Genomic DNA, 13030 nt, shown 5'->3' on the forward strand with positions numbered 1-13030 from the left:
AATCGCATTTACTTAATCATGTTGTTGCAAAGGCAGCATGATGGTAATTTTTGTGCCTAATCCAGCTTGACTATGAATGGTTACACCGTAGCTTGGTCCGTAAGCAAGCTGCACACGTTCATGAACATTTTTGATTCCATATCCTGCTTTCGATTCAGTGGATAACAGTGTGTCCACTTGTTCAGCAGACATACCGCAGCCGTCATCCTCTACTTCAAGGATGAGCGCTGGAGCACCAGCGTGCATGGATGGGTAAATACGGATGAAGATTTCCAGACATTGTTGATCATCATAGATGGCATGATTAATAACATTTTCGACAAAAGGCTGCAATAACAATTTTAGCGTTTCGTGTGTAGACAAGCTCTCGTCCACTTCCCAGCGTTCAATAAAGCTATCCTCAAAGCGCATATGCTGGATGGCAAGATAGTGTTTGGTAAGGGCGATTTCTTTTTCCAGCGTAATATATTGATGCCCCATATTTAGTGAGGTTTGATAGAATCTTGCGAGATGGTTCAACATTTTGCTTACTTCCATATCATCGTTTTGGATGGCCAGAGAGGAAATGCCCGACAGCGTATTATACAGAAAATGTGGGTTGATCTGGCTTTGCAAGGCATAAAGCTCCGCATCGCGCTTGGCAATTTCCTTGACATACAGCTTATCAATCATATCTTTGAGACGTGTGCTCATCTTGTTGAAAGCCGCATTTAATTGCCCAATTTCATCCTTGCTGGAATCCGTAAGCATGACGGTGAAATTCCCTTTCTCTACCTGTGCGGCTTGACGGTTTAACTTCCGCAGGCGGAGCGACAGGTATTTGGCAATGACGATGATCATTAAGACGGATAAGACAATACTAAAGAGCGCAATGACAACAATTTGCATAGCTGTCTGACGAGATGAACTCATGATTTCGTCAATGGGTGTGAGAGAAACGGTCTTCCAGCCATGAGGCATGGTGTTATACACCAGCAAATGGGGATGTCCGTCTATGGTGACGACTTCTTGATTGATGGACAACTCAGGGCCGATGGCCTCGCTGAATGACAGGTTTAGAAGCGATTTATCAGATGCTGAGATGATTTGATTTTTTTCATTGAGCAAATAGACACTTTTGTTCTGCTCTTCTTTTTCGATTAACTTGTAGAGTAACTCTTCATTAAGACCGATCGTCACCATTCCGTAAAAATGGCTTTGTGCGTTAAAGTTGAGAATACGTCCAAGATAGATCACGTTGTTCCCGTTTTTGTCTTGAATCACGTTGCTGAATATATTGTTGCCGTAGGTTTGTTGTAATTGAGTTAAGTACTCAAGCGGTAAATTCTCAAGCGTGATATGTTTGAGAAACAGACCATCCTCCGGAAGCGACTTGTTGTCTACATAAAGGTTGATGCTGGCAATGTTGTTGTTCGCAGTAAGCAAGCTGTATAAGAGTCCATCGATATACCGATAGGCTTCGACAAAAGAATAGTCTCTTGTGTAATTTTGCGTAAGATAGGCTTGTAAGTTTTCATCTGTATAGATCAGAGATGAAATCTGGCGAAGATTATTCAAGTGAGCGTTGACATTACTGCTGATTTGTTGGTTGCTGCTAGACATATTCTCATAAGTCAATTCGAGCAGCCGTTGCTCCGTGCGTTCATAGAAGAACACCGTAATAAAGATAAGAGGAATGATCGTGACGGTAAGAAAGATGACCAGCAGCTTCTGCAGCAAAGACGAATTGTTGAACAGCTTTTTCAATGTCTTCATGTTCGTGGTCTCTTTTTCGCGTGTGTACGGTATTGGTTAGGGGTGAGCCCCGTGCGTTTGAAAAAGACAGAGCCGAAATAAGAGGGGCTCTCATAGCCGACTTGCTTGGCAATCTCATGAATTCTAATATTGGTTTCCTGCAGCATGAGACAAGCATGCTCCATACGGATCTGAGTTACATATTCGAGTAATGTTTTCCCGGTAACATCTTTGAATATCGTTCGCAGATAGTTGGGTGAAAGGAAGATGAGCTCAGCAAGCACATCAATCGAAATTACCCCTCCATAATTTTGTTGTATGATATTGCATACTTCGTTGACAATCTCGATATGGCGATCGACGGGGGATGCTTCCAGCTCGTCCATCATAATGCTCAGTAATTGCCGCATGTGTGTCTTCATCGATTGCATGCATTCCATCAGGGAAAGTCGCTCGAAGAATTTGGCATCCTTTTCAAATATCTCCTGCAATTGACGGTTATTAGCCGCAACCGCAGACAGCACCGCATTAAAGACGGAAACGCTTTCTACAAAAACCTGACTAATATTTCCTGGCGGCAGACCACCATCGTAATAGTCATGGAGCCATTCTTCAACCTGGTCTCTGCGCTTTTGTTGCACGGCGGCAATCAAGTGCTCTATCTTGGGAAATGGTTCCTTGCGCCATGCAGCATGCATGTTCTCCCAGTCGTCATGGATCAGTCCTGTGCCATGAACAGCAACCAGTTGATTGCGTGTTTGCAGCATCTTTGGCCATTGTTTGGTAAAGTCTAGCAGGGATTGCGGGTGGTCTGTCAGGAACAGGGATATCCAACGCTGCGCATTCGGGGACTGATTACGCCAATTCGCAAACACGGTACCCTCTGATTCCTTGGTGACAAAAATCCATTGGCCATCGCGCAATTTGGTCAATACACCGGGAGCAAAGCTTGGCAATCCCGCGATGAAAAATTCTAATCTTTCCACAGTGGAGAAATCACCGGAAGGCGCATCGAATACAAGCGGGTTCTCTGCGAGCAGGCTATATTCATCGATACTGATAAATACAAAATAAAATGTTTTGTTTTCCGCAGGAAGATGCAAATGGTGGTTGTATACAGTAGTCACTTCATCTGCCAAGCCGGAGAGCAGATTACCCCCGATTTGAAGAAGCTCACGCAGGTATTCTCCCGACGTTAATAAGGTGGAATTGAATCGATTCTTCTGCTCTTCACAACGTTGACGAACCATCCTCATCGTGGCAGCCAGTTCTTCATGGTCAACGGGCTTCAGCAAATACCCGCAGGCACCATGCTGCAGTGCGGCACAAGCATAATCAAATTCATTGTATCCGCTTAGAAAAACAATTTGAATTCTAGGGAAGCGAGTATGAACTTGCTTACAGAGCTCAATGCCGTCCATGAAAGGCATTTTAACGTCGGTAATGAGAATATCCGGTTGCAGGTCTTCTATTTTTTTCAATGCATCCCGTCCGTTGCTGGCAGTGGCAATGACACGGCAGGACATTTGTTCCCAATCTATATAATTTGCAAGAGTGTCTAAAGTGAGCCGTTCGTCATCGACTAAAATGATAGTGTACATAGATCCTCCTTGCATATCTTTAGATGATAGAACAGAGTATAAGTTTGAATGTAGGTAATGTCAATTGATCGGGGCTCCATGAAAGCGTAGGAAGTCGGACCCCTGATTCGACCAAAACACATGATATGGTGAAAGGTCGTTTTTTTGTGATAGAAATCGGAAAATCGTGATATAGCGATACAATTCAAGATTCTATATGATAAATTCATAAGCTTAAATTGGAGATAAGGAGGCGGGAGAATGGAAGTTGAGATGGATAGAAGCAACAAGAAAATTCCGTTTCTTAAACATCCTACAATTAAAAAAATGGTCCGACAGCGCTATTTTTATTTACTTCTAATTCCGGGAGTTGTATGGGCAGCATTGTTCGCTTACGCTCCTATGGTTGGTCTGTACATGGCATTTGTAGATTATCAGCCGACCTTAGGGGATTTCTGGGGCTCGCTTTTTAAAGCGGACTTTGTGGGATTGCAGTGGTTCCAATACTTCTTCTCAGGGCAAGATTTTTGGATCGTGATGCGCAATACTCTGGTATCGAGTGTGTTAACACTGTCGATAGGGTTTATTCTTCCTATCATCATCGCAATCATGCTGAATGAAGCAAGAATAGCCTGGTTCAAACGGACGGTCCAAACAGCCTCCTATTTACCATTTTTTATTTCATGGGTTGTTGCTGCAAGTATTGTGATTACATTGTTATCCGCTGAGGGACCTGTCAATCAGCTGCTGATGAAAATCGGATTTATAGAACAAGGCATTTTGTTTATGCAGGAAGGCAAGATGTTCTGGATCATTATAGCGCTTTCGAATGCTTGGAAGGATATGGGCTACAATTCCATCATGTATATGGCTGCCATCGCTGCCATTCCAACGGAGTTGTTCGAAGCTGCGAAAGTGGACGGCGCCAATCGTTTGAAGCAAATCTGGCATATTTTATTGCCGATGCTGCGGCCTACCATTATTATTCTGTTGATTTTGAACATCGGCAACTTGATGAATACGGGGTTTGATCAATATTTCTTACTAGGTAATTCACTGAACAGATCCTATTCGGATGTCATTGACACCTATGCGTTCCGATATGGCATTCAGAATGGCATGTTCTCCTATGCAGCTGCTGTAAGTATGTTCAAATCAGTAATCGCTTTTATTCTGGTGATAACGGTAAACCAAATATCCAAAAAAATGGGCCAAACGCATCTGTTCTAACCATTTGTGCATACGGCTGGGAGAGGAATGAAAAAATGAATAATGAAGTTGCACCCACAGTCGCTAGAAGCAAGTGGTCACAGCGCTATACGCTGGCAACCATTACTGGGAATATGATCATTTACGGATTTTTATTGTTATTGTTCATCGTTACCTTCTTTCCGTTCTGGCATATTTTCATATTGTCCCTGAATGATGCTTCTGACCCGACTTATGGACAATTTATGCTGTGGCCAACCGAATTCAGCCTGGACAGTTACAAAACGGTTTTGAAGGATGCAGAAATTTTGAATTCCATCGGAGTGACGGTCGCTCGAACGGTAATTGGGGTGCCTCTTACGCTGGCTTGCATTTCAATGCTGGCTTACTCGCTAAGTAAAAGAGAATTGGTAGGCTGGCGTGGCATTAATTTGTTTTTTGTATTTACGATGTATTTCAGCGGCGGATTGATTCCCACTTACATGGTCATTCGCAGCTTGAATCTGATCGACAGCTTCTGGGTTTTTATCTTCCCCGGGATTATGAGTATATTTTGGATGATATTAGTTCGCACCTACATGGAGGGCTTGCCCAAAGAAATGGAGGAAGCGGCACAAATAGAAGGTGCCAATGACATTCAGATTTTTCTTAAAGTCATTATTCCTGTGTGTACTCCGGTACTGGCTACGATCACCTTGTTTTCAGCCATTGTTCATTGGAATGCGTGGTATGATTCTTACATTTATACGTATAATCCTGATTTGAAAACGTTATCAGCTGTGTTGGTGAAAATTCTGAATCAATTCCAGACCAATGACATGTTAAGTGCGGCACAGCAGCTTGCCAATGAACAGCGTAAGATGCCGGTATCCAGCGAGAGTATCCGTATGACAGTGACTATGGTAGCGACATTGCCCATCATTCTTATGTATCCCTTACTGCAAAAGTATCTCCTAAAAGGAATGCTTATTGGGGCAGTAAAAGGCTAAACGTTACCAATCGAAGTCTTGTTTTCGCCCATATTCCGAATCTGACATCCGGTTCAGGTTATGGTTGAAATATAAGTCCCCTGCATAAGCAGGAGGAAGCAAGTTGGAAGCCAAGAAGCTATTTCATTCATAGGAGGGTATCAGAATGAGAAAAAGAATGATCATGGCAGCGCTCCTTGCATGCACTATGCTTATGAGCGCATGCAGTACCGGAGGCAAAAATGAGAACGTTCCCAAAGGGGGAGAAGAAAACGGTACAACGAAGAAGCCTATTACCTTAACGTTGTTTGACAAAAATGTGGGTGATCCGTTTACTAACCCTGTTGCAAAAGAAATTACAGAACGTACAGGTGTTTTTATTGAGATTCAGCAGCCGACCGGTAATCCGGATGAGAAACTGAATTTGATGCTAGTCAGCGGAGATTTGCCTGATATTGCTGTCATTGACAGACGTGAAGCAACCATGAACAAATACATTGCAGGTAAAGCATTGATTCCGCTGAATGATTTGATTGAGGAGCATGCTCCGAACATCAAGGCGCGTTATGGTGACGTGCTTTCCAAAAGCGTGTATGAGGATGGCAAAAATTATTATTTGAACAACTGGTACGGCCTGGATCCAGATCCAAACTGGGCAATCAATATGCGTATGGATATCCTTGAAGAGTTCGGATATGGCGAGCGCGCATTGGCCGGAGATTCCTTTACACAAGATGAATTTTTGGACTTGCTGAGAAAATTTAAAGCGAAATATCCAACTGTAGACGGAAATCCTTCTATACCGATGACCGTGAACGCAGATCACATGCCTACTATCATTGGTTCATTCAAGGCGATGTATGGGATGAAAACTTATTATGAGAAAGATGGCCGTCTTGAGTTTATAGTCAGAGATCCGCGTTACTTAGAGATGATAAAGTTCATCAACACTCTTTATTCAGAAGGCTTGCTAGACCGTGAATGGGGCATCAATAAGTCTCAAAACTATGAGCAGAAAACGGTCAGCGGACGTGTGTTTGCGACGGCGGGCGGTATCGTCAATGATGCCAACACGGCATTCCGCGCTCAGCACGGCGAGGATACCAATCAACTGTTCTACGGGTTTAAAGTAACGGCCCCTGGCGTTGATCCAGCAGAAACAACATTTGGCCCTCGCAGCTCCTTGGGTTGGGACGGGATTGGTATTACCGTGGCGAATGAGAATCCGGTAGAAACGATCAAATTTCTAGACTTCCTCGCAAGCGAAGAAGGTCAGTATTTGCTGATGTGGGGTAAGGAAGGCATGAACTGGAATATGGAGAACGGCGTTCATGTACCGACGCAAGAAGCGCTCGACTCCATTAGAGCTGATTGGCAAGAATTCTCAAAAACAACAGGCGCGCGCAAATGGACATGGATGGTTCGGAATGGATTGGGCGAAGACGGCACTCCTTATGACTTAATGTTCCGTTACAACAGAGATAATGTGAATGAACATGCGCTGAAAGCAATGGAAGGCTCCACTTGGGATACCGCGCTTTATGATGATCTAGGTCCAAAGGGAGGCTCACCCGACGCATTGAGTGAGCAAAAAATCAAGGATATTATCGACAATAGCTTCTCCTCTATGGTCTATGCAAACTCACAGGGTGAAATTGACGGTATGTATGCAAAAATGATTGCTGAGTTAGAAGCCAATAATGCAGTGAAGATTGAAGATATTTATACAGCTAACTACAAGGTTCGTATGGATTTGTACAACGCTGCCGAAAAGAACTAAGCATGTAGCAATCCAAGAAAGTTTCGCTATGATTACGGGGCGGAGTGCGACAAGTTGTACCCTGCCCCGTGTATTTTAATCTGGGAGTATAAATTTCACGCTTGAGAATATGAATTCGCTTTCTAAGGAGACATACAAGATGGCAATCATCATAGGAAAAAACAATGTTTTTTTGTTAAACACAAGAAACTGCTCGTATAGCTTTAGTGTAGATCAGGAAGGGCTCTTGCGGCATCTATATTGGGGCGCACGCATAGATGCGATTGAGGATTTCAAGAATGAGCCCTATGTATGGGAGCAGGGCTTTCATCCCCTCAATGATGTCAAGCGAGAAGAATGCTCCTCTTTTGGAACCATGCGGTTCAAAGAAACTTCTTTCAAAGTAACGTTCGCCGATGGTGTCAGAGATTTCCGGTATCGTTATGCGGGGCATACGATTGATAATGACGAGCTCACCGTGATCCTGGAAGACACGGTATATCCGCTTCAAATGTCCTTGCATTACAAGGTGTATGAAGATGTAGATATCATTGAAAAGCGTCGCACAGTACAAAACAGTGGCACCGAAGTCGTTACCGTGGAGCGTCTGCATTCGGGAGAATGTTCGTTGCCGGGAGCAGGCTGGAATCTGAAAAACTTTAACGGCATGTGGAATTCTGACTTTGATGCTTACGAGCAAAAAATAATGGGCGGAAAAACGGTGTTGGAAAGTCTGCGCGGCGCAACGGGTCATGTAGCGAATCCGAGCTTTGTTCTGCATCAAAATGCGGGAGAAACATACGGAGAGGTCTATTATGGCGCACTGGCATGGTCAGGAAATTTCAAAATCGTATTGGAGCAAACGCCCTATGAGTATTTAAATATTTTGGCAGGGATGAATGATACCGACTTTGAATGGCGATTGGCAGGCGGGGAAGCTCTGGAAACACCGGCTCTGTATCTGGGGTATTCACCGGATGGGTTTGACAGAATGTCGAATGCAATGGGCGAGTTCTCCCGACGATATGTCATGCCAAAGCCTATGGCAGATAAGCCTCTTTCCGTTTTATATAACTCCTGGGAAGCCACCTATTTTGATGTGAACGAGCAGGGGCAGCTTCAGCTTATAGAGAAGGCCGCACAGATAGGTGTGGAGCTGTTTGTTATGGATGATGGATGGTTCGGACAGCGCAGCGATGATCATGCGGGTTTGGGAGATTGGCGGATAAACACAACAAAGTTTCCAAACGGACTGGCACCGCTGACCCAAAAGCTGAAGAGCTACGGCATGCAATTTGGTTTGTGGATTGAGCCCGAGATGGTGAATCCTGACAGTGACTTGTATCGTGCTCATCCGGACTGGGTGTATCATTACGCTTGTCGTCCGGTGATGGAAGGGCGTTACCAGTATATGCTGGATCTGACCAGGCAAGATGTACAGGATTATATCATTGCAGAGATTGATCGGTTGCTTACGGAGAATGATATCTCCTATATCAAATGGGATATGAACAGAGGGATGAGCGAGGTTGCTTCTGCTGTATTGGATCGCAGTGAATTTAAAACGATTTGGTACCGGCATACGAAAGGGTTCTACCATATTATCCAATCGTTGAGGGCGCTGCATCCCGAGGTAGAGTGGGAAGCTTGTGCAAGCGGCGGCGGCCGCGTGGATTATGGCGCTATGCCATACTTTGACGAATTCTGGCCAAGCGATAACACGGACCCTCTGGACCGATTGTCTATTCAGGAAGGGTATAGCTATCTATATCCAATCAAATATATGCGTGCCTGGGTGACGGATTCAGGAAATAATGGCAAACGTGCCATGCCGCTGTTGTTCCGATTGCATATCTCCATGTGCGGGGCGCTTGGCATTGGACTTAATTTGAATGAGAGTACGGAAGAGGATATGGAGCTTCTGAACAAATATGTAGCGCTTTATAAAGAAGTCCGTTCCATTATACAGTTTGGGCAATTACACCGGTTGTCTTCGTTACCGGTAGACGGATTGCAGGCCGTGCAGTACGAGAATGGAGAAGAAAGCGTATTGTTTGCATTCTTGGATCATCCTTCTCGCTGGCGTACAGCATTTACGATTCGTCCAAGAGGGCTGGATGCGAGAACAAGCTATCGGGTAGAGATTGAAGGGCAGCAGCAGCAGAGCTATTCAGGTGCGTTTTTGATGAACAATGGACTCACGATTACCCTTAACCATGATTATGCAAGTTGCATGGTGCGCTTGTTGCCGGAATAAAAAAATACGAATGGACAGGGGATTGCATCTATGTGGAAACTGTATTCGCCTAATCATGCTGTTAGTTTCACAGTGTTTGAGAATGCCGAGAAGGAATTATGGTACGCGGTTGAGCGCAATGGCAAAGCGGCCATCGAGCAAAGCAAGCTTGGCTTTGAAAGTGATTTGGAGGATTTCACAAAAGGCTTTCGTTTTGTAAAGGAAGCTCGTGCTGTTGTTGACGAGAACTATTCCATACCAGCGGGTAAAAAAGCAGTTTACGAGAATCATGCGAATGAGCTGACGCTAGAGTTCCAGTGTGGCGCTTATACGTTCGTACTGTGCGCGCGTGCTTATGATGATGGGGCTGCTTTCCGCTATCAAGTACTGTCTAATGAAGAAAAACCGATGAAAGTATTACGTGAAGCAACAAACTTTAATTTGGCAGAGGCCTACAATGAATTGTGGCTGCAGCATTGGGTGAACAGCTATGAGGGCACCTATGACCGTACCGGCTGGGAAGACAAAGAAGGCAGAGATTACGGGATGCCAAGCTTGTTCCACGCTGACAATGGCGGCTGGGTTATGATTACAGAAGCAGAGGTATACAACACGGATGGCAGCTATTGCTCTTGTCATTTGCGGGGAGCCGGACAGCGAAGCATGTCCTTGGAATTCGCTCCGGAAGAAATGGGGCGACCGCTCTCCTGTAAATTGCCGTTCGCCTCTCCTTGGCGCGTCATTGTGGTGACAGACGATTTGAACGAATTGGTGAATACAACCATCAACTATAACTTGAATCCGCCTTCTGTGATGGAAGATACAAGCTGGATCAAGCCGGGGCGTTGTTTGTGGGGTTGGTGGGAATATATGAACAGTGCACAGCTATATACAGAGCAAAAGCGTTTTGTGGATTTTGCGGCAGCGGTCGGATTTGAAGGACTCACCGTGGACGCGGACTGGGATATTACGTGGCTGAAAGAGCTGTGCGATTATGCCCACTCGAAAGGGATTGTCGTATGGCTGTGGAGCGCCATGCAGTATATCGACACCCCTGAGAAGGCACAAGAGAAAATTCCGTTGTGGGCAAGCTGCGGGGTAGACGGGCTTAAGGTCGATTTCTTCCAGAACGATTCTCAGCATACGATGTGGCAATATGAAATGATTGCAAACTTAATGACGGAACATCGGTTGATGATTAATTTCCATGGGGCAACCAAATGTATGGGCGAAGGACGCACATGGCCGAACTTTATGACGGCAGAAGGGATTCTGGGAATTGAACATTATATGTGGAGCGGCTTGCCGGACGCGAGACACAATTGTACGGTTCCGTTCACACGCAATGTAATCGGTCCGATGGATTATACGCCGACCGGGTTCTCCAACAAAAACCGCAACACGACGCTAGGGCATCAAATGGCTCTTTCCGTCGTTTATGAATCAGGCGCTGCCCATATTGCAGCATCCATTTATTATTTGGAGGCATGGAAAGGGACCGATTTTTTACGCCGCATGAAGCCTGTTTACGATGAGATCAAGGTGTTGTCTGGTTTTCCAGGTCATCATGCAGCCATTATGCGCCGTTCCCAAGAAGAGTGGCTGATTGGCTGCATAACAGACGAAGCGATGATTCTGCGTCTGAGTATGGATTTCCTGCCTGAAGGTGAGTTTGAGGCTGATATTTATGAGGATGACTACAGCGGCGAATTGATGAAGGTGAAGCGCATCAAGGTGACTTCTGCCGATGTCATAGAGCTTCCCCTGCTGAAAGGCGGCGGTGCCGGCATCTATATCACCAAAGAAATCACGGAGCTGCCAACAGGAATTTGTTCCGGTTACATGAGTGATGCAAGAACTGAGTACTTGGCAACAGCGGGACAAACGCGGCAAGGCAGTGAGCCTGTCGTATATGATAATGGACAGGAAGCGGTATTGCTGAATGGCAGTGTTGTGTTTTCAGTGAAAACAACGGATACGCCTCAGACAATAAGACTGTTCTATGCAGCGACAGAGCCTTGGACACTGCGTGTAAGTGACGGGATCAACAAAGTGGACATGGCCATGCCGCAAAGCGGCTCTAATAAAATATTCATGACCAAGGATGTGGTATTTCCTTTCGCTGGCGGCGAGAGCGCGTTGTTCTTCGAGCGTATTGCAGGAGCTGTGCCGGCGCTGGAAAGAATCCATATTATTGATAACAAACCGCCAAGAGAATTGTATGTTCCTGTTGGAAAAGGCTGCCTGAGCGGTGGCGCAGAATTTGTTTTAGATGCAGCAGGCGCGGAGAAGGCTACAGGTCTTGGTAATGGCGGCGAGCTTAAGTTCGACCATATCACGGTGCCTAAGGATGGCTATTATTTGATGCGCTTTGACTACTGTGCAGGGGAAAGCAGAGACCTCAGCATAGAGCTTAACGGAGGAGCGCACACGTATAGAACGAATTTACACAACACAGCCGGCTGGGGCTTCCCGGTATGGGATATCAAAGATCAGCGTGAAATTCGCATCTGGATGCAAGCGGGCAACAATACATTCCGTCTATACAATGATAAAGGCCGAGCCGTTCATATTTACGGTTTTGCTATTATTGCAGATGAGTAGAAGGCTTTGACGTAAGCGGGAAAAGAATGGGGGAAGTCACCCCTTTCGTGTATTTCGATACACGAGGGGGGCCTTCCCCATTATTTTTTTGAAGAGTCGAGAGAAGTAGTAGGGGTCTTGAAACCCGAGGCGAATGCTAATTTCCTTAATACTCTGCTCGGTGAGGTCCAGATACTGGCATGCGAGTTGAATCTTAAGTCGCAAATAGTAATCGATGGGGGAGTAGCCTGTCGTTTTTTTGAACACATGCGTATAGTGCGGAACCGACAAATTGGCTTGATCCGCTAATTCCTGCAGGGATATATTCTGCTCCAAGTGATCGCTCATGAATTGGAGCGAGAGCTCAAGATCATGCTTCTTCTTCTGCTTCCCTGGCACATTGGGTTGTTGCTGCGAGAATCGTATGAGCGCCGCGAGATGGCATGCCAGTTGCGAGACATAAATAATGCGGTTGAGGGAGTAGCCTTTCTGCAGAAGATCATAACATTGGTGAAATAACTCGATGATTTTGGCGGAATTTTCAACGGATACCAGTGTTGGTGTCGTATATTGATCTATGCCTTCAAAGAAGGAACCGGCATTCTCTCCTTTCATATGAAACCAATAAATAGTCCATGGATTGGTTTCTGAGGAGCCGTATTCATGGGGCATATTGGCAGGGATGACCATAACGGAGCCTTTATGCAGGAGCTGTTTCTTCTGACCGCTCAGGCTAACCCAACCCTCACCAGCCATACAATACATAACGATATAAGCAGCGCTGCCCGCAGGACGTTCGCGATAGTGATACAGTGCCTGCGGAAAGTAGCCTATATCGGTTATATACAGTGGACGGATGAGCGGGTGAGTCGCGTATTCGGCAATAATATCATCAGGTAGCACAATCAACTTTTGGGACATGAATCCGTCTTGTTTTTTTATAGTATCCATAATATACACT

Annotated in this window: 8 protein-coding genes; 5 read left to right on the top strand and 3 right to left on the bottom strand. The window is 45.3% G+C overall.

Features of this window, described 5'->3' with window-relative positions:
* Positions 1 to 12: 12 nt before the first annotated feature.
* Positions 13 to 1755, bottom strand: a complete 1743-nt coding sequence (locus AC0YNW_RS11155) for a sensor histidine kinase (RefSeq protein ID WP_475832004.1) — start codon at positions 1753 to 1755, stop codon at positions 13 to 15.
* Positions 1752 to 3335 (bottom strand): response regulator, encoded by a 1584-nt coding sequence (locus AC0YNW_RS11160; RefSeq protein WP_475832005.1) that lies wholly within the window; start codon positions 3333 to 3335, stop codon positions 1752 to 1754. Before AC0YNW_RS11160 ends, AC0YNW_RS11155 begins: the two co-directional genes overlap by 4 nt.
* Before the next feature lie 240 nt (positions 3336 to 3575).
* Here AC0YNW_RS11160 and AC0YNW_RS11165 point away from each other — a divergent pair, with 240 nt between their 5' ends.
* The 5 genes from AC0YNW_RS11165 (at position 3576) to AC0YNW_RS11185 (ending at position 12090) form a co-directional block, all read left to right on the top strand.
* Complete coding sequence (locus tag AC0YNW_RS11165) at positions 3576 to 4544, top strand: ABC transporter permease (protein WP_475832006.1); 969 nt, start codon at positions 3576 to 3578, stop codon at positions 4542 to 4544.
* A gap of 35 nt (positions 4545 to 4579) precedes the next feature.
* Positions 4580 to 5512 carry a carbohydrate ABC transporter permease gene (locus tag AC0YNW_RS11170; protein WP_120109180.1) on the top strand — a complete coding sequence of 311 codons (933 nt, stop codon included), beginning with the start codon at positions 4580 to 4582 and terminating at the stop codon, positions 5510 to 5512.
* A 145-nt stretch (positions 5513 to 5657) separates the two neighbouring features.
* A complete protein-coding gene (locus AC0YNW_RS11175) occupies positions 5658 to 7271 on the top strand; it encodes an extracellular solute-binding protein (RefSeq protein ID WP_475832007.1) in 1614 nt (537 codons plus the stop codon).
* 139 nt (positions 7272 to 7410) lie between these two features.
* A complete protein-coding gene (locus AC0YNW_RS11180; protein WP_475832008.1) occupies positions 7411 to 9507 on the top strand; it encodes an alpha-galactosidase in 2097 nt (698 codons plus the stop codon).
* 30 nt (positions 9508 to 9537) lie between these two features.
* Positions 9538 to 12090, top strand: a complete 2553-nt coding sequence (locus AC0YNW_RS11185; RefSeq protein WP_475832009.1) for a glycoside hydrolase family 97 N-terminal domain-containing protein — start codon at positions 9538 to 9540, stop codon at positions 12088 to 12090.
* Between the two features lie 36 nt (positions 12091 to 12126).
* Here AC0YNW_RS11185 and AC0YNW_RS11190 read toward each other — a convergent pair whose 3' ends face one another.
* Entirely contained in the window at positions 12127 to 12990 is an 864-nt protein-coding gene (locus tag AC0YNW_RS11190; protein ID WP_475832010.1) for an AraC family transcriptional regulator, read from the bottom strand.
* Between the last annotated feature and the right edge of the window lie 40 nt (positions 12991 to 13030).

Source organism: Paenibacillus sp. J31R120 (genome assembly GCF_056269225.1).